Here is a 16378-nt window from a genome sequence, read left to right on the forward strand (position 1 = left end):
TTGTATGATGAGTGTTCGAACTAATTTGAGGAGGAATTAATGTGATTACGTTAAACAGAGCTTATAATTTTAATGCAGGTCCATCTGCGCTTCCCCTACCTGTCTTACAACTTGCTCAAGAGGAGCTAGTTAACTTCAAAAATACAGGTATGTCTGTGATGGAATTATCACATCGCAGCAAAGAGTTTGAAGATGTATTAACACATGCTAAAGAAACACTAACGGAATTGCTTAATATTCCAGATACACATGAAATTTTATTCCTGCAGGGCGGAGCAAGCCTGCAATTCTCTATGATTCCAATGAACTTTTTAGCTCCTGATCAAGTCGGGGCATATGTGCTAACGGGATCATGGTCGGAAAAAGCGTTAAAAGAAGCAAAGAAACTTGGAAAAACAGCAGTTGTTGCTTCTACTAAAGAAGAGAACTACCGCTCTATTCCAGCTTTAGATGATATAAAGCTTCCAAAAGAAGAGATTGGATACTTGCATATCACGTCCAATAATACCATTTTTGGTACACAATGGGCTGACTACCCTTCTATTGAAGGAGTAGACTTAATTGCTGACATGTCAAGCGACATTCTTTGCCGTCAAATTGATGTATCTAAGTTCTCACTCATTTATGCTGGTGCTCAGAAAAACCTCGGACCATCTGGTGTAACAGTTGTCATTTTGAAGAAAGAATTGCTTAAACGTATCCCTGAAGGTTTACCAACAATGCTGAACTATGAGACTCACGTAAAGAGCAATTCTCTTTACAACACTCCTCCAACGTTTGGTATTTATATGCTTTCACTTGTTTTAGATTGGATTAAAGAACAAGGGGGCGTTAAAGCCATTGAAGCTCAAAATCATAAAAAAGCTAAGTTACTCTACGCAAGCATGGAACGTTCAAACGGTTTCTATACTCCTCACGCTACAGAGGAAAGCCGTTCAATTATGAATGTCACGTTTACTTTACCAAACGATGAGCTAACGGCTGAGTTTTTACAGCAAGCAAAAGAAAAAGGCTTTGTAGGATTAGCTGGACACCGTTCAATCGGCGGATGCCGCGCTTCTATTTACAATGCTGTGCCGCTTGAAGCGTGTGAAGCTCTTGCCGTCTTTATGGATGAATTTGCGCAGGCAAACGCGTAATTGGCAGAATTAGCTGATTCTTTTTTCACATAAATATGTTATAATCAGTATGTAAATATATGCAATGGGCATAGACGCACTATTGGTATATTTCGAGCTTAGCTTAGAAGAGGAGAGATGAGAAATGAATACAAAAGTTTTAGTTTCTTTAGCGTTATTAGTCGGAATTGGAGCGGTTCTCCACACGGTGGTACCTCCTATTTTATTTGGAATGAAGCCAGATATGATGTTAACAATGATGTTTTTAGCAATCCTGTTGTTTCCTAGCGTAAAAAATGTTGCATTGGTTAGCTTAACCACAGCAGTTATTTCTGCTTTAACAACAAGCTTTCCTGGCGGACAAATTGCAAACTTGATTGATAAACCAATTACAGCATTTGTTTTCTTTGCATTATTTATGCTTGTGAAAAAAGCAATAGGCATGAAAACACCAGTTGCCGCTGCTTTAACAGCTGTTGGCACGCTCGTATCAGGAACCGTATTCTTGTCTGCTGCCGCGCTAATCGTCGGCTTACCGGGCGGAAACAGCGTCATGGCGCTTGTTGCTGCGGTTGTGTTACCTGCAACAGTAGTGAATACAATCGTTATGGTCGTTATTTATCCAATTGTTCAATCCGTTCTAAAACGCACAAGCATCAAAGCAAAATTATCGTAACGTCAAGAGCCTGATTTAGTTAAGAATCAGGCTCTTTTTTTACACCAAAAGCTAAGGCCCGCCAAAGCGTGGCGGACCTTTAGATAAAACTGTTCATTTATAGTATGTTGCTGATCTTTTAGAGACAACCTAAAGTCCGGCTCTTAACTTGTTGTTTAAAAAGAGATGATACAGGATGCTTTTCACTTAAATTTCATTTGCAGCTCATACAATAGGTATGAAGACTTACTATGTAATAAAGGTTTAAGTTCCCCATCCTAGGTTACATAATAAAGTATAAGCGCCAATAAAAAACTCGCAAAAGCCACTGTCGCACATGTAAGAGACTTTTGTTTAAGCACATGTTTAGGTGGATATGATGCCGTTCTAGTCGTAAGGCTAAACCATTTAAAAGCAGCGAGAAAAAAACTCAGGCTAATCATCAAAAGAATGAATAAAGCTATCCCATGTTGATAACCTCCTTCTTTTGTATAAATCTATGCTATTTTTTTATGATTATGTCAGAAGGAAGTGTTAGCAATTACTTTACTACATAGGAGGAAATAAATAATGAGTAGAATGAAAAAACTAGCAGCTGGAGCAGCAATCGGAAGCACCGTAGCCGCTATTACAACGCTTCTTATTACTCCATATTCAGGACGAGAACTTAAACAGCGTGTCAATTCTCGAAAAGACCGAGTTAACGCTTCACAACAAGAGCTCTCAACAAAAATAAAAGCTGTTTCTCAACAAGTACAAATGACCGCCAGAGAAGGAAATACTATAGTGAAAAATATCGCAAGTGACCTTTCTACTACCCTTGGTCAGTTTAAAGAAGAAATTGTCCCTCATAAGGAATCCATTCAGCATCATTTGAAAGAAATCCAAAATTCTTTGTCAAACCTAGAGGAACATGTACAGACAACTAAAAATCCCAATGAAAAAATTGACAAAAAAGAAGGTTAAAGCGCCTTCTTTTTTAATTTTTTAAAATTTTGTAAATTTACATCTTTATAATTTTTTATTTTATTGGCATAATAGAAGATAAATAAAAAAAGAGACTAAGTAGGTGGGAGAAGATGAAAAAGACTAGTGATCAGGATTACAGTTTGAAAGAAGCACTTCTATTTAGCCAACGTATTGCCCAATTAAGTAAAGCCCTTTGGAAAACCGTAGAGAAGGATTGGCAGCAATGGATTAAGCCTTATGACCTTAATATTAACGAGCATCATATTTTGTGGATTTCATATCATTTAAACGGGGCTTCCATTTCCGAAATTGCCAAGTTTGGAGTTATGCATGTTTCTACTGCATTTAACTTCTCCAAAAAACTAGAAGAACGAGGTTTACTTGAGTTTTCTAAAAAAGAAAGCGACAAGCGAAATACGTACATTCAGCTGACAGATAAAGGCGAGGCCATTTTACTGGATTTAATGGAACATTACGAACCTTCTAATAATTCAGTATTCAGCGGCGCACTTCCATTGCGCGACTTGTACGGCAAATTCCCTGAGTTTATGGAACTAATGACCGTCATCCGCAAAATTTACGGTGAAGATTTTATGGATATCTTCGAGCGATCTTTCCATCATATCGAAGAAGAATTCACTGAAGAAGATGGCAAGCTTGTCAAGAAAGATAAAGAGAACCACCAGGAGACTATTTCAAACTCTTAATGGTTAGTCCCTTATCCATTGAATAATTTCAAAAAATTCATTCATCACATCTTGATAAGAAGGTTGATAACGAAGCGATTCGACCGTCTCTCTAGGAGTTAATTTATAATTCAGCATACCAACAAATTGTGTAAGAAGCGGAACAAAGTCTGTTAGGCCTTCCGCTTTTTGCTCAATATATTCGCTTTTTGTATCTTCACACAGAATTAAAATTTCCTCTACTTCCCTCTTTGTAAGCTGATTTCTTACCACTAAATCAATAAATGGTTTAGCTTCTTGTTCAGATGTCCCAGATAACAGTTTTATGTAATATTCTAAACGTGATACTCGAGATTCTAAAGTTTCCATCCGCTTCCCCTACTCCTTCAACGTTCATATATCTCTACTCCATATTGTACATGATTCATTCATGTTCTTCCAAATAATTCTTTCTTCGTCAATCACATTTCCTGTTTGAGTAGCACCGTATAAAGATTTTCATATACTGATTATGTGCTCACTGCATATATTAATATAAATCCCTCTGTCCTTTTTAACAATCCTTTTGCACAATGGCTGATTGTTACTCATTTCTTATCGATTCACTTTGCTATTTCGTTTAAAACCTATTTCTCAACTTCTTAACTACCCTTTATAAAATAAAAACCGCATTTCTGTGTAAATACCTTTTGAAATTCTTTGCTCAACTGTATATATAACTATCTATTTTACCGCTTTTTTGGTAATGTTAATATAGATATTTGTAAATTCATACAAAGCTGTACTATATAAATGACTATAAGACTTTTTGTCTTCGTCACACTGATTTTGTTAGGGGGATTTTTATGTACATATTCTTTATTGTATTTGCACTATTCATTTTATTCTACATCAATGCACTAACAAATACATTGTGTATTCAAAAAGAAATTCCAGCTGAAAAACAGCCTAAAGTTTTTCGTACGATTAATGTATTAATTACCATTTTATTAGTTTCATCTTATATTGAAGTATCATTTACATAAAAAACGGTGAGATGTCTCACCGCTTTTTTATAGGCTTAGCAAAAACAGCTAGCGCCGATGATAACTAATAAGATGAATAATACGACTAATAGAGCAAATCCACTGCCGTATCCGCATCCGTAAGAACCCATATCTATCGCCCCTTTCCTTTTATATTCACCTGTTTCCTAGTGGTAACATGCACAACCAACAATGACTAATAAGATAAACAGTACAACTAATAGTGCAAAACCGCCTCCATATCCGCATCCGCTCATTTGAGCACCCCCTTTGTTTACTAATACTGCATCTTATGCATCAGCTCAAAAAACGTCTAGGCTTTTAGCCCAAACTCCATAATTTATTTCTCTTACTTCTCGTTTGGAGATTACTCTGTGAGTTTGTCCACCATTTTGAAAACGCTTTATAAAAAAGCCATCATAAGCGTATAATCACTCCATGCTTAGTGGAAAATAAATGTAAATTTACGTGGTTTTAACTTCATTTGCTAACATCAGGAAATGTGATATAGTAAATCTTGAGTCAAGCTACATAAGTAAAAATGATGAGTAGGAGTGTTTACGTATGAAAAAAAGCTTAGTTGCACTAACAACGGCAGCCAGCCTCGTTGCTTTATCAGCATGCAGTGGGGGAAATGATGCTTCAAATGCAAACGATTCTTCAAAAGTAATTGTAGAAACAAAAGCAGGCAATATCACTCAAGGTGATTTGTATAAGCAAATGAAAGATACAATCGGACAAGACCAATTTAATACACTCGTACGAAGCGTTACCGAAGAAAAAGTATTGAGTAAAAAATATAAAGTAACGGATAAAGAGCTTGATCAGCAGCTGAACATTCTAAGAGAACAATACGGTGATCAGGTAGATTCAGTTATTAAGCAAAAAGGCGAAAAAGAAGTCAAAGATATGCTAAAAGTTGATATTCTCCGTGAAAAAGCTGCTACGGCAGGCATTAAGGTATCGGACAAAGAACTGAAAAAAGCTTATGATGAATATAAAGCTCAAAAACCTCAAATTCGCGCAAGTCATATTTTAGTAAAAGACGAAAAAACAGCAAACGAAGTAGAAGCGAAAATCAAAAAAGGCGAGGACTTTGCTAGTCTAGCAAAAGAATATTCAACGGACCAGCAGTCTGCAGCTAACGGCGGCGATTTAGGCTACTTCGGTGAAGGCCAAATGGTTAAAGAATTTGAAGAAGCGGCTTACAAGCTGAAAAAAGGTGAAGTAAGTAAACCAATCAAAACAGAGTACGGCTACCATATCATTAAACTAGTCGATAAAAAGAAAGTAGAATCGTTTGAGAAAAAGAAACCCGAACTTGAGCAGCAAATCAAACGTTCAAAAGTAGATCAAGCAGAAGCGAACAAGAAGATTCAAAAAGAGCTTGATAAAGCAAAAGTGGAAGTCAAAGATAAAAATGTAAAACCAATTTTCGAAGAAGGTGCGACAGATAGTCAATCTGGCGTAGAAACTCCTCAGCAGTAATGCTAAGAGCCTGTCACTCATGTGACAGGCTCTTTTATATAATCAGATAGAATCGCTGTTGCGTCTTTCTTTTTCCACTTGCATTCTTTCGATGAAGACTTGTCCCTCTTTTTCAATAAACGAATCATCCACTTGCTTATCATGTTGTGCAGCACGAATTGCCATAAATCCACTAAAGAAAATGCCTGCTACAACTAAATAAATCCAAATTGGTAGTGTCACCATATATTGATCCCCCATCACAGTTATTTACAACCACTATATGCGAAGGAAGAAAGACTTATACCTTTTTAATCAATCGTTGGTTTATAAAATGAACGATTATCAAGTGCAAAAATACGCTCTGTAAATTCACCAGGCTTCACTTTTGTTAATGCTCGGTCCAGCATATTCATTTTAGCATCTACATTGTCAATCAAATGAAGCATCTCAGCCTCTTTAATTAACGGCTTTTTCGGACTTCCCCACTCTTCCTTACCGTGATGCGATAATACAAGGTGCTGAAGAAGCATGACCTCTTCTCCCTCAATCGCTAATTCTTCCGCCGCTTTTCCAATTTCATTCACCATAATCGAGATATGGCCAAGCAAGTTCCCTTCGACTGTGTATATCGTCGAAACAGGACCTGAAAGTTCAAATACTTTGCCAAGGTCATGAAGAATAACTCCAGCGTACAGCAAGTCGCGGTTTAAGCTTGGATAAAGGGTTGAAAATGACTCAGCCAGCTTCAGCATAGACACCACATGGTAGGCAAGCCCCGATACAAACTCATGGTGATTTTTAGTTGCTGCCGGATATTCTAAAAATTCCGTTTGATATTTTTTAAACAAATGGCGAGTAATGCGCTGGACATTTGAATTTTTCATTTCAAATATACTCTTTGTAATATGTTCCACCATTTCTTCTTGAGATAAAGGCGCCACTTCTAAAAAGTCAGATGTGCGCACTCCGTCTTGGGGCTGTGCAGGACGAATGTTGCGTATTTTCAGCTGGTTGCGCCCGCGGTAATTCATTACTTCTCCAGCAGCTCGCACAATCTTTTGAGCAGCATAATTTTCCTCGTCATCTGGGGATGCATCCCACAGCTTGGCTTCAATATCACCTGTTTTATCCTGTAGGATTACCGTTAAAAATGGTTTTCCATTGCTTGCAATTCCTCTCGTTGAGGATTTAATTAAAAAATAAAGATCAACTTGCTCTCCTACTTCGTATTGAGCAATTCCTTTTGTCATGCCCTTTTCCTCCTTACCACTTCATTCTATGTATTTGATAGCAAAGCTCTTATCGCTTCGTCCGCTTATTTACAGCTCTTTACATTTCATTTTACCATCGCTTGGCACCGAATGCACGGGTAGACGCTTTTTCATAAGAGATGAGATTATGACACAACAAAATCAATACAATCTAAAGACAAACAGATTGGATAAAGGAGCGAGTATGAATCGCTTGAGGCACCGCTGTTGATTTCCGTGCAAGACTTCTCTTTCCGGCAGCCGCTGAGCCTCCTCGTCGCTTCCGCTTTCTCCGCAGGAGTCTTCGTCTTGCTCTCCAATACATAGCTAGAAACAACTACATACATGCAAACTATGGTCACCATACCAATAAAAAAATCCGGACGAGTTGGATTCTCCATCAAGAATCTAGATTGTTCGTCCGGACCTCCCTTCAACTAATCTACTTTTGTCTCAGCCTCTCACTTCTTTATGTTTCTTTTTTCGTTAACTGCAGCGCCTTTTTAATATCTTTAAAAGAGGTCGATTGACCATACATAAGGACTCCTCCTTTATACACACGGGCACCAAATATAGCTAAAGCAGTAATCGTCACAACCAAAATCCCTATCGATACACTCACTTCCCACATAGGAACATTTAACATACCTACACGCAAAAACATAATCATCGGAGCAAAAAACGGGATAAAAGATGTGACCGTAATGATTGTGGTTTCAGGATCACCAAGTCCAAACATAGCAATTAAAAAAGCGGCCACAATCACAAGGGTCATGGGCGTAATCATTTGCTGTACATCTTCAATACGGCTCACAAGAGAACCTAAAAAAGCCGCGAGCGTAGCAAAAAGAAAGTACCCTAATATGAAAAAGACAAATGCATACACGAATGTAGTCAGCGGAACATCATTAAATCCGAGATAAGAAAAGATGCCGTTATGATTTGTTTCCACACTGGCTTTTAACGATGTGTAGCCCACGCTCAGTATCACTGCAAGCTGTGTTAAGCTGAGCAGTGCAATTCCAATGATTTTAGCAAACATTTGTGTAATAGGTGATACGCTCGATACGAGGATCTCCATAACGCGGGATGATTTTTCAGTAGCTACTTCCATCGCAATCATGCTCCCATACATGATAACGGCAAAATAAATAACAAACAGCAGAACATACACAAGACCTCTTGCTTGATTTAGCTCTTGTTCTGTTTTAGCATTTTCAACTAACGCTTCTTTTTTAAATGAAACAGGGCTGTAAAGCTGATCAATTTGCTTTTCTTCTAAACCAATTTTCACTGTAGCCATAGCCACTTTTGTTTGCTGTACCGCCTGTTCTAAGGTAGATGAAAGATTTGATTCGGCCAAAGAGTTAGCTTTGTACACAGCTTGAGGCAGCTGCTTATCGTTTAAAGATAAAAGTAAATAGCTATCGAGCTGCCCGCTTTTTACCGCTTGCTTTGCCTTAGCCTCAGACGTAAATTCTTTTAAATGAATGTCTTTATCCATGGCATTTACATTTTGTTTGAACAACGTATATACGCTTTCCACTTCATAGATGACACCCACATTTGTGCCATTATCGTCTGAATTAAAAACGTCGATAATTTTCTCCATATTTGTAAGAGCAACTAGAATAAGAGCAGTAATAATCGTCGTAATAATAAAAGATTTTGTCTTTAATTTATTAAGATATGTATGAAAAACGATGACCCAAAATTTATTCATAGGAAGCACCTACCTTTTCAATGAAAATATCATTTAATGAAGGCTCTTCCACTGCAAATTTAGATACAAATGAAAAATGTTTAAGTTCTTGAAAAATGAGTTGCGATACGGATTCATGCTGAATTTGAACAATCATGCCTTCAACCGTTTTTTTCACCTTTACAACACCTTCAAGCTCCGTAATTCTCTCAAACGGACCTTTCCCATGTATAATGACGTTTTTCTTGCCAAATGAACGCTTGATCTCCGGCAGTCTTCCATATACAACAGGCGTACCATGATGCATAATACATAAATATTCACAAAGTTCTTCCACATGTTCCATTCGATGACTTGAAAAAACAATCGTCGTCCCGCGTTTTTTCAAATCAAGTACCGCTTCTTTTAGTACCTCTACGTTTACAGGATCCAAGCCGCTAAAAGGTTCATCTAAAATAAGCAGCTCGGGACGATGAATAACGGAAGCGATAAATTGAATTTTTTGCTGATTTCCTTTGGATAGCTCTTCTACTTTTTTTGAAGCATATTGAGGAATATTAAATCGAGATAACCAGCGCTCCATTTCTTGCAGCACGTTAGCTTTTTTCATCCCGCGCAGCCGTCCTAGATAAACAAGCTGATCTTTGACTTTTAATTTCGGATATAATCCCCTTTCTTCTGGAAGGTAACCAACTAGATGGCTTCTACTGTAAGTTAAAGATTTATCATTCCATTGGATGTGACCTGAGGTTGGTTCAATGAGCCCTAAAATCATTCGAAACGTCGTTGTTTTGCCAGCACCGTTTGCACCTAAAAAACCAAACACTTCACCCTTTGGAATTTGCAAGGATAGTTCATTTACAGCTGTAAATTCACCGTACCTTTTTGAAACTTCACGGATAGAAAGAGACATTTAATTCCTCCTTTGTAAATAAACCTATGTTTATTGTATGGAAAAAAATGATATCTGTAAACCTTAGCAGGATTTAGAGGAATAAGACGAGAAATATGTTGAATACGCTTACAATTATACTATAAGAGGAGAGTAGATTTTATGAGTACTTATACATTAACCGCTTTTGAAAAGACTGGAGAAAAATTAATAGATGAAAGCTTCGAAGCAGCTTCTGAAACAGCAGCAAAGACAATCGGCACCAAAAAGTTAGAAGAACTTGCCTACTTAGAAAAAACACATCGATGCGTTAGCTCTAGCGGAAAACTTGTATTATTTCATCGTTAATACAAAACGCCGGAAAGGTTTAGCTTTCCGGCGTTTTATATTACTTTACAGCTTCTTTTAGTTCTTTACCAGCTTTAAATGCCGGTACTTTTGATGCTGGAATTTGCATTTCTTCACCCGTTTGAGGGTTACGGCCTGTACGAGCAGCACGCTCGCGTACTTCAAATGTACCGAAGCCGATTAACTGAATTTTTTCACCTTCACCTAGCGTTGATGAAATTGTTTCTAGTAATGCGTCAACTGCTTTAGATGCATCTGCTTTTGTTAACTCTGATTTTGTTGCCACTGCGTTTACTAAATCTGTTTTGTTCATTTCCAATCACCTCATTAGTTTCTACATTATCTTGTGTTACCACTGTTTTGCAACTTTTAAACATGCTCTATCAATATGATAGACAAAAATATTGGCTTTTAAACTAGTTCACTTAATTTTCGGAAATATCTTTTTCACTTTGATTAAAAACAGGCGCTCGCTTTTCCAGAAACGCACGTACACCTTCCTTATGATCCGAACTTTGGCTCATAGCAAACTGACTTCTTTTCTCAAGCGCAAGCACTTGCTTTAATTGTGAAATAGATGTCTCCACATAAATTCGCTTTGTTTCCTTCAAAGCACGTGAAGGTTTTTTTAGCCAATATGAGAGATAATCTTCTACACGCTTCGCCAAATCTCCTTCTTTTATTTCATCAATTATGCCAAATTGATGAGCTTCCTCTGCTTTTAATGTCTTTCCTTCCCAAATTAGCTGTTTCGCACGATGAGAACCGATGCGCTTTTCTAGTAAAAAGTGACCGCCTCCGTCTGGAATTAGAGCAATGCCGATAAAGTTCATCGCAATTTTCGTGTGTCTTTCTGCAATAATATAATCAGAAGCAAGCGCAATGCTGAGCCCTAGCCCTGCTGCCGCACCGTGCAGTACACTTATCGTCATTTGAGGCAGGCTGTATAAAGTCAGCACGGCTTCATTAATTAAATCCATCACCTGCTCAAAACGTTCTGATTGTGAAGGTGACATCATCATATTAATATCTCCCCCTGCTGAAAACACTTTTCCGTTTCCTTTTACTACTAAGAAGTCCACTTCACTTTCTTCGACAACTTTTAAACATTGAATAAACTGCTCTAGCACTTCTTCGTTTAATGCATTTAACGCATCCGGCCTGTTAAACGAAATTGTGGCGACACGCTCTTGCAAAACTAGTTCTACTACTTTTAATTCGACGGTCATATTTACTCACCCTTTCTGATAATGATTGAGGACTTTTTCACGAAGCGCACGTTTTAAAAACTTTCCGACCGTTGTCTTTGGGATTTCATCCATAAATAAAATGTCATCTGGAAGCCACCATTTTGCGAACTGCGGCGCTAAAAATTTGAGCAGCTCTTCTGACGAAACGACACCTTTATATGCATCTTTTAACACGACACAAGCAACTGGACGCTCTTGCCACACCTTATGAGGAACTGCTATGACACAGGCTTCGAAAACAGATTCATGGGCAATCAGCGCGTTTTCTAGATCAACCGATGAAATCCATTCTCCTCCGCTTTTAATTAAATCTTTTGTTCGGTCTACAATTTTGATCGTTCCCTCTTCGTCAACCGTCACAATATCTCCCGTATACAGCCAGCCGTCTTTAAACGTATCTTCTGTTCTTTTATCCTTGTAATATTCAGAAGCTACCCATGGCCCCTTTAGTAATAGCTCACCCATTTCCACTCCATCCCAAGCAACTTCTCCATTTTGACCTATTACTTTCATTTCAACGCCAGGAACTAAGAAACCTTGCTTCGCTTTTACGCTGAGCTGATACTCAGGGTCTTCGCTGTACTGATAGCTTTTTAAACGGGAGACGGTTACCACAGGGCTTGTTTCCGTCATTCCGTATGCATGCATAAATTCAATTTGATATTTTTCCTGAAATTCTCGAATGACGCTTTTTGGGGCCGCTGATCCGCCGCATAAAATAGACCTCAAACTATCAACTGCGTAAGGCTTTTTTTCTAACTCTTGTAAAAAATTTAACCAAACGGTAGGTACTGCTGCAGCAAGAGTTACTTTCTCTTGTTCAATGAGAGAGGCAATCGTCTCTGAGGTACAAAAAGCGCCCGGCAGCACGAGCTTTGTCCCAAACCAGACCGCAGCAAAAGGAATTCCCCATGCATTTACGTGAAACATTGGAACGATAGGCATAGCGATATCACCTTCTGATAATCCAGCACTATCAGCAAGTCCTAGCGCCATACAGTGTAAATAAATAGCGCGATGAGAATATACAACGCCCTTTGGCTCTCCTGTAGTAGCAGAGGTATAACAAAGACCTGCTGGTTCTTCTTCGCTTAAATCTTGAACAAAGGAATGCGATGCATCCCCTTGCTGAATCCAATTTTCGTAATGATACACTGGCAACTCTGTTTCTGGCAGCTCACCTTCATCTGACATAAGGATATAGGCTTCAATATGTGGAAGCCTTTGATGAATGCTTTCAAATAAAGGTAAAAAGCATTCATCAAGTAAAATGACTTTATCGCGCGCATGGTTAATGATGTATACAATTTGCTCAGAATCTAACCGGATATTAATTGTGTGAAGCACAGCGCCTATTCCCGGCACAGCAAAATAAGCCTCTAGATGTCTATGATGATTCCATGCAAACGTTCCGACTCTTTCTCCTCGCTTCACTCCAATTCGTTCTAGCATACTAGAGAGCTGCCGAGTCCGCTTTATTAACTGATTATAAGTTAAACGTTGAATCCCTTTTGAAGATTTAGAAACCACTTCTTTTTTACCAAACAGCTTTTCAGCTCTTTCCATCATAGATGGTACGGTTAACTGTACATTCATCATTAAGCGGCACCTCGCATCGTCATAATAAGAAAACGCTTACAACTTTCTTATATATTCAACAGATTCCGACATTTCCCTGCTGAAAATAAAAAAGATCACTAAAAAGTGACCTTTTTATTTCCTAAACAATTCATCTAAAATCTTGAGTTTCTCTTGCGTATAGTGCTCGAATCCATCGTTGTACGATTTTGGGTCTTTTGGATTCGCAAACCTTGTAATAATGCCTGTTTCTGGATGCACGAACTTACTGGATGCCCCGCACCCAAGGCCAATAATCGTCTGCTTTTCTTCCATGATCATAATATTGTACAGGCTCTCTTGACCAGGGAATGAATATCCAACGTTCTCTAAATTACCTAAAATATTTTTTTGGCGATATAAATAATAAGGTTCATATCCTTGTTCTTGAGTCCACTCAGTCGCTAAATCCATCATTTTACCAATTTCATAGCGATCTGCTACTTTGTATTTCCGTTTATTTTGAGTCATTTCAGACGCGCGTTTAAACGATAGCGTATGAACAGTTAAAGATTCAGGAAGCAATTTTTTAGATTCGTCTAGCGTATGCTGAAATTCTTCTACACCTTCATTTGGAAGCCCAATAATTAAGTCCATGTTAATGTTATTCATCCCCATTTTTCGGGAAAGATGAAATTTATCAATCGTTTCTTCAACTGTATGATGACGTCCAATAGCTTTTAAGGTTTCTTGAATATAAGATTGCGGATTTACACTAATCCGGTCAATATTCCATTTGTTCAAAACAGCTAGCTTTTCTTCCGTAATCGTATCGGGTCTTCCTGCTTCTACCGTAATTTCACGGATATTTTGTACATCAGGGAACGATTCATACATCTCTTCATACAGCATGTCCATTTCTTCAGCCGTAATGCTCGTTGGTGTGCCTCCGCCATAATAGACGGTTGTAATCTTGACGTCATTGTCTTTTAACCATTTCCCTACTTCACGCATCTCATAATGCAAGCCGCCTAAAAATGACGTAACAGATCCTTGACGTCCGTTAATCGCATAGGCTGGGAATGTACAGTATGCACACTTCGTCGGACAAAACGGAATGCCTATATAAATGCTTACCTCGTTCTTTAACTCATGTAAATCGGGAATAGCTGCTAGTTGACGATCCACAATATGCTGCATTAAATTAATTTTGTCATCAGTGATTAAATATTCTTCCTTTAGCTCACGATGTGCTTGTTCTTTACTTTTGCCTGACTGCAGTTTCATATGAAGCAACTTCGTTGGACGTATACCGGTTAAAATACCCCATTTTTGAACAATGTTTGTATACTCCTGTAACACAGATAAGTAGACGCGAAGCACCACATTTTTTATTTGCTTAAATTTTTCTTTTTCTGTTTCATACGGCGTAAACGATTTAGAAAGCTCTTCTGTAAACACCTTGTCCGTTGCAGCATCATGCAGCACTGCTTTCGCATAAATTTCTTCATGAACTTTTAGCTCTACTTCAACCTTCAGCTGAGCTTCGTTATCATCCTCAAAGGAGACGTTGCTTTCTTCAAAAAACAAATCTGAAATTCGGTGAAGCGGACGTAAAAAACGCTCATCTTCTATACCTTTTATATAAATGTTCAATATAATCACCTTTCAAATCAATTCTATCTAAGTAATCAGTTTACAAAACCTACGTATGTCCGGTCAAGGTGCTCAGCTCAAGGGAATACGCGGACAGGAAACAAACGGAAAAAGAGATTGAGCCATAATTACATTAATTCAACCTATAGACGAACAAATGGGATAAATAAGCTCATATGAATTGCTTGTTACACTTCTGTTAATTTACGCAGGAGTCTTCGCCTTGCCCTTCAATCAACAGTTAGAAACAGCTACATACGTGAAGCTGACGTTTATCCTACCAATGAAAAAAATCCGAACGAGTTGGATTCTTCGTTCGGATTCCCTTCAACTAACATACTTTTATTTATTTTAAACGAAAGCTGTCAATTTGATGAAGATAACCAAGACGCTGCTGCTTTCTAAATAATTCTTTCACCATATAGGCTACACCATTTTCATTATTAGAACGAGTAACCCAATCCGCAAGCATTTTTAATTCCGTTGGTGAATTGCCCATGGCCACACCCATTCCCGCGTGTTCAATCGTTTCTACATCATCATAGCAATTTCCAATGGCTACTACGTCTTCCATCGGTATCCCTAGACGATTTGCTACATAACGAACGCCGGCAGCTTTTGTGGCTCCTTTTGGCGTAATATAGCATCTATTTTCATTTGGATACGAAAACCATTCAATATCCGGAACTGCACTGGCAATTGTTTGCTCAGCGTATTCTTTTTCTCTACGATCTGCAAAATACACTTCTATTTTTGGAGTAGAAACAGGTTCATCACGAAGCGTATCCCCTAATGAATCTACGAACTGCACGGGATAAAAGAGCGGTTCTCCCGTTTTTAACACGCTTTTAGCTACAATATTATTAGGAAGCTTTACACGATTTCCAATTGAAAACCTTTCATGCAAAATGCGGACATGACAATTAAAATTTTCAAAAAGCTGAATGAGATTAAATGTTTTTTCCTCGCTAATTCTCTTATCTAGTATTGGTTTGTCTATCGATGTTCCGATAAAGGCACCGCTATGAGTAATGAGCATTGCTGGATGAACTTTAAGTGATCGAGCAATTTTTTTAGCAGACGGAAAATGCCTGTTTGTTACTAACGTAACGTAAACCCCTTTATTTTTCACAAATTGAATTGCGTCTTTCGTTTCTTTTGTAACGCGCCCTTGGCTATTTAAAATGGTTCCATCAATATTCAACGCTAGCAATCGATAAGCCATATGAGAACCCCTTCTTTCATAGATGTCTAATCCGTTAGGATACGGTTATAAATGACCTTTTCATGATAGTCGGCATGTGTAGCCTTGTTACTAAGCTTATGAGCAGAACTGCACAATTAGAAGGAATTTCCGCATAAAAAAAGAGGAAAAGATTTCTCTTTTCCTCTTTTCTCTATCTCTTATTCAGCCGCACCGTAAAGTTCTTCAAGTGGCTTCATGATAATTTTGTTTAATTCACCAATTACCATGCTCATACGTTGCTCAGCTTCCATTAGCTTCGCGATATTTTGATCTTGTTGAACGATTGCAACTGTTTGTTGAGCTTGCTGAACTTCTTCTTCAGTGATCTCTTGGCCCATCATTTGCTTTTGTTGCAGCTCCATTTGCATTGTACGGAAACGCTCAAATAATTGTTTTGAACCTTGATCAGCGTTTACTGCTGCATATAAGTTTTTTAAATTTGTGTAATCGTCGCTTTGACGAATTGCTTTTTCTAAATCATTTGCTACATCATGTAAGTTTACAGACACGTTAAGTTCCTCCTAATTCAGTTCTATAATTTCTTGACTTCCCTA

21 protein-coding genes are annotated in these 16378 nt (G+C 38.1%); 7 read left to right on the forward strand and 14 right to left on the reverse strand.

What is annotated here, in order from left to right; genetic code table 11:
• Window positions 1–41 precede the first annotated feature (41 nt).
• Entirely contained in the window at window positions 42–1139 is a 1098-nt protein-coding gene (gene serC / locus ACH0CI_RS23830; RefSeq protein WP_033580646.1) for a 3-phosphoserine/phosphohydroxythreonine transaminase, read from the forward strand.
• A 124-nt stretch (window positions 1140–1263) separates the two neighbouring features.
• The gene (locus ACH0CI_RS23835; RefSeq protein ID WP_028412555.1) at window positions 1264–1794 is read left to right on the forward strand and encodes a tryptophan transporter; all 531 of its coding nucleotides are present in this window, start codon (window positions 1264–1266) and stop codon (window positions 1792–1794) included.
• A gap of 257 nt (window positions 1795–2051) precedes the next feature.
• On the opposite strand, the gene yhzF is transcribed toward ACH0CI_RS23835, so the two are convergent.
• The gene (gene yhzF / locus ACH0CI_RS28280) at window positions 2052–2270 is read right to left on the reverse strand and encodes a membrane protein YhzF (RefSeq protein ID WP_465245805.1); all 219 of its coding nucleotides are present in this window, start codon (window positions 2268–2270) and stop codon (window positions 2052–2054) included.
• Between the two features lie 73 nt (window positions 2271–2343).
• On the opposite strand from yhzF, the gene ACH0CI_RS23840 reads away from it, so the two are divergent.
• Window positions 2344–2739: a YtxH domain-containing protein gene (locus ACH0CI_RS23840; RefSeq protein ID WP_406902365.1), complete on the forward strand. Its 396-nt coding sequence runs from the start codon at window positions 2344–2346 to the stop codon at window positions 2737–2739.
• A 113-nt stretch (window positions 2740–2852) separates the two neighbouring features.
• The gene (locus tag ACH0CI_RS23845; RefSeq protein ID WP_014461677.1) at window positions 2853–3449 is read left to right on the forward strand and encodes an HTH-type transcriptional regulator Hpr; all 597 of its coding nucleotides are present in this window, start codon (window positions 2853–2855) and stop codon (window positions 3447–3449) included.
• A 3-nt stretch (window positions 3450–3452) separates the two neighbouring features.
• Here ACH0CI_RS23845 and ACH0CI_RS23850 read toward each other — a convergent pair whose 3' ends face one another.
• Window positions 3453–3797 (reverse strand): DUF1878 family protein, encoded by a 345-nt coding sequence (locus ACH0CI_RS23850; RefSeq protein WP_048020590.1) that lies wholly within the window; start codon window positions 3795–3797, stop codon window positions 3453–3455.
• Window positions 3798–4273: 476 nt separating this feature from the next.
• Here ACH0CI_RS23850 and ACH0CI_RS23855 point away from each other — a divergent pair, with 476 nt between their 5' ends.
• Window positions 4274–4453, forward strand: coding sequence for a hypothetical protein (locus ACH0CI_RS23855; RefSeq protein ID WP_013055312.1), 180 nt, complete (start codon window positions 4274–4276; stop codon window positions 4451–4453).
• A 35-nt stretch (window positions 4454–4488) separates the two neighbouring features.
• Here the strand turns inward: ACH0CI_RS23855 and ACH0CI_RS23860 are convergent, their stop codons facing one another.
• Both ACH0CI_RS23860 and ACH0CI_RS23865 read right to left on the reverse strand, forming a co-directional pair.
• Complete coding sequence (locus ACH0CI_RS23860; protein WP_016762974.1) at window positions 4489–4584, reverse strand: YjcZ family sporulation protein; 96 nt, start codon at window positions 4582–4584, stop codon at window positions 4489–4491.
• Between the two features lie 36 nt (window positions 4585–4620).
• Window positions 4621–4710 carry a YjcZ family sporulation protein gene (locus tag ACH0CI_RS23865; protein ID WP_074682953.1) on the reverse strand — a complete coding sequence of 30 codons (90 nt, stop codon included), beginning with the start codon at window positions 4708–4710 and terminating at the stop codon, window positions 4621–4623.
• A gap of 307 nt (window positions 4711–5017) precedes the next feature.
• On the opposite strand from ACH0CI_RS23865, the gene ACH0CI_RS23870 reads away from it, so the two are divergent.
• The gene (locus tag ACH0CI_RS23870; protein WP_013055311.1) at window positions 5018–5941 is read left to right on the forward strand and encodes a peptidylprolyl isomerase; all 924 of its coding nucleotides are present in this window, start codon (window positions 5018–5020) and stop codon (window positions 5939–5941) included.
• 42 nt (window positions 5942–5983) lie between these two features.
• Here ACH0CI_RS23870 and ACH0CI_RS23875 read toward each other — a convergent pair whose 3' ends face one another.
• The 4 genes from ACH0CI_RS23875 to ACH0CI_RS23890 form a co-directional block, all read right to left on the reverse strand.
• Window positions 5984–6166 (reverse strand): sporulation YhaL family protein, encoded by a 183-nt coding sequence (locus ACH0CI_RS23875; protein ID WP_013055310.1) that lies wholly within the window; start codon window positions 6164–6166, stop codon window positions 5984–5986.
• 65 nt (window positions 6167–6231) lie between these two features.
• Window positions 6232–7173, reverse strand: coding sequence for a 3'-5' exoribonuclease YhaM (gene yhaM, locus ACH0CI_RS23880; RefSeq protein ID WP_013055309.1), 942 nt, complete (start codon window positions 7171–7173; stop codon window positions 6232–6234).
• Window positions 7174–7642: 469 nt separating this feature from the next.
• A complete protein-coding gene (locus ACH0CI_RS23885; protein ID WP_034267995.1) occupies window positions 7643–8896 on the reverse strand; it encodes an ABC transporter permease in 1254 nt (417 codons plus the stop codon).
• The gene (locus ACH0CI_RS23890; RefSeq protein WP_028412559.1) at window positions 8889–9788 is read right to left on the reverse strand and encodes an ABC transporter ATP-binding protein; all 900 of its coding nucleotides are present in this window, start codon (window positions 9786–9788) and stop codon (window positions 8889–8891) included. Before ACH0CI_RS23890 ends, ACH0CI_RS23885 begins: the two co-directional genes overlap by 8 nt.
• A gap of 141 nt (window positions 9789–9929) precedes the next feature.
• Between ACH0CI_RS23890 and ACH0CI_RS23895 the strand changes: the two genes are divergently transcribed.
• A complete protein-coding gene (locus tag ACH0CI_RS23895) occupies window positions 9930–10115 on the forward strand; it encodes a YhzD family protein (RefSeq protein WP_406902366.1) in 186 nt (61 codons plus the stop codon).
• A gap of 40 nt (window positions 10116–10155) precedes the next feature.
• On the opposite strand, the gene ACH0CI_RS23900 is transcribed toward ACH0CI_RS23895, so the two are convergent.
• The 6 genes from ACH0CI_RS23900 to ACH0CI_RS23925 form a co-directional block, all read right to left on the reverse strand.
• Window positions 10156–10428: an HU family DNA-binding protein gene (locus ACH0CI_RS23900; protein ID WP_013055305.1), complete on the reverse strand. Its 273-nt coding sequence runs from the start codon at window positions 10426–10428 to the stop codon at window positions 10156–10158.
• Window positions 10429–10540: 112 nt separating this feature from the next.
• Window positions 10541–11344 (reverse strand): enoyl-CoA hydratase, encoded by an 804-nt coding sequence (locus ACH0CI_RS23905; RefSeq protein WP_028412561.1) that lies wholly within the window; start codon window positions 11342–11344, stop codon window positions 10541–10543.
• A gap of 6 nt (window positions 11345–11350) precedes the next feature.
• Window positions 11351–12964 carry a long-chain fatty acid--CoA ligase gene (locus tag ACH0CI_RS23910; RefSeq protein ID WP_335387859.1) on the reverse strand — a complete coding sequence of 538 codons (1614 nt, stop codon included), beginning with the start codon at window positions 12962–12964 and terminating at the stop codon, window positions 11351–11353.
• Window positions 12965–13078: 114 nt separating this feature from the next.
• Window positions 13079–14581 (reverse strand): coproporphyrinogen III oxidase, encoded by a 1503-nt coding sequence (locus tag ACH0CI_RS23915; protein WP_182029536.1) that lies wholly within the window; start codon window positions 14579–14581, stop codon window positions 13079–13081.
• Window positions 14582–14924: 343 nt separating this feature from the next.
• Complete coding sequence (locus tag ACH0CI_RS23920; protein ID WP_028412564.1) at window positions 14925–15803, reverse strand: Cof-type HAD-IIB family hydrolase; 879 nt, start codon at window positions 15801–15803, stop codon at window positions 14925–14927.
• A 179-nt stretch (window positions 15804–15982) separates the two neighbouring features.
• A complete protein-coding gene (locus tag ACH0CI_RS23925; protein WP_013055299.1) occupies window positions 15983–16333 on the reverse strand; it encodes a YlbF/YmcA family competence regulator in 351 nt (116 codons plus the stop codon).
• Window positions 16334–16378 lie beyond the last annotated feature (45 nt).

The sequence above is a fragment of the Priestia sp. 179-F W1.4 NHS genome (assembly GCF_045369295.1).
GTDB lineage: Bacteria > Bacillota > Bacilli > Bacillales > Bacillaceae_H > Priestia > Priestia zanthoxyli.

What these genes read in the sequence shown, in the direction of transcription:
- ACH0CI_RS23835 (WP_028412555.1), top strand. Translation starts at nt 1,264, where the DNA reads ATGAATACAAAAGTTTTAGTTTCTTTAGCGTTATTAGTCGGAATTGGA.
- ACH0CI_RS23840 (WP_406902365.1), top strand. Translation starts at nt 2,344, where the DNA reads ATGAGTAGAATGAAAAAACTAGCAGCTGGAGCAGCAATCGGAAGCACC.
- ACH0CI_RS23865 (WP_074682953.1), bottom strand. Translation starts at nt 4,710, where the DNA reads ATGAGCGGATGCGGATATGGAGGCGGTTTTGCACTATTAGTTGTACTG.
- ACH0CI_RS23920 (WP_028412564.1), bottom strand. Translation starts at nt 15,803, where the DNA reads ATGGCTTATCGATTGCTAGCGTTGAATATTGATGGAACCATTTTAAAT.
- ACH0CI_RS23860 (WP_016762974.1), bottom strand. Translation starts at nt 4,584, where the DNA reads ATGGGTTCTTACGGATGCGGATACGGCAGTGGATTTGCTCTATTAGTC.
- ACH0CI_RS23875 (WP_013055310.1), bottom strand. Translation starts at nt 6,166, where the DNA reads ATGGTGACACTACCAATTTGGATTTATTTAGTTGTAGCAGGCATTTTC.
- ACH0CI_RS23885 (WP_034267995.1), bottom strand. Translation starts at nt 8,896, where the DNA reads ATGAATAAATTTTGGGTCATCGTTTTTCATACATATCTTAATAAATTA.
- ACH0CI_RS23895 (WP_406902366.1), top strand. Translation starts at nt 9,930, where the DNA reads ATGAGTACTTATACATTAACCGCTTTTGAAAAGACTGGAGAAAAATTA.
- ACH0CI_RS23910 (WP_335387859.1), bottom strand. Translation starts at nt 12,964, where the DNA reads ATGATGAATGTACAGTTAACCGTACCATCTATGATGGAAAGAGCTGAA.
- ACH0CI_RS23905 (WP_028412561.1), bottom strand. Translation starts at nt 11,344, where the DNA reads ATGACCGTCGAATTAAAAGTAGTAGAACTAGTTTTGCAAGAGCGTGTC.
- ACH0CI_RS23855 (WP_013055312.1), top strand. Translation starts at nt 4,274, where the DNA reads ATGTACATATTCTTTATTGTATTTGCACTATTCATTTTATTCTACATC.
- ACH0CI_RS23890 (WP_028412559.1), bottom strand. Translation starts at nt 9,788, where the DNA reads ATGTCTCTTTCTATCCGTGAAGTTTCAAAAAGGTACGGTGAATTTACA.
- ACH0CI_RS23900 (WP_013055305.1), bottom strand. Translation starts at nt 10,428, where the DNA reads ATGAACAAAACAGATTTAGTAAACGCAGTGGCAACAAAATCAGAGTTA.
- yhaM (WP_013055309.1), bottom strand. Translation starts at nt 7,173, where the DNA reads ATGACAAAAGGAATTGCTCAATACGAAGTAGGAGAGCAAGTTGATCTT.
- ACH0CI_RS23845 (WP_014461677.1), top strand. Translation starts at nt 2,853, where the DNA reads ATGAAAAAGACTAGTGATCAGGATTACAGTTTGAAAGAAGCACTTCTA.
- ACH0CI_RS23850 (WP_048020590.1), bottom strand. Translation starts at nt 3,797, where the DNA reads ATGGAAACTTTAGAATCTCGAGTATCACGTTTAGAATATTACATAAAA.
- ACH0CI_RS23870 (WP_013055311.1), top strand. Translation starts at nt 5,018, where the DNA reads ATGAAAAAAAGCTTAGTTGCACTAACAACGGCAGCCAGCCTCGTTGCT.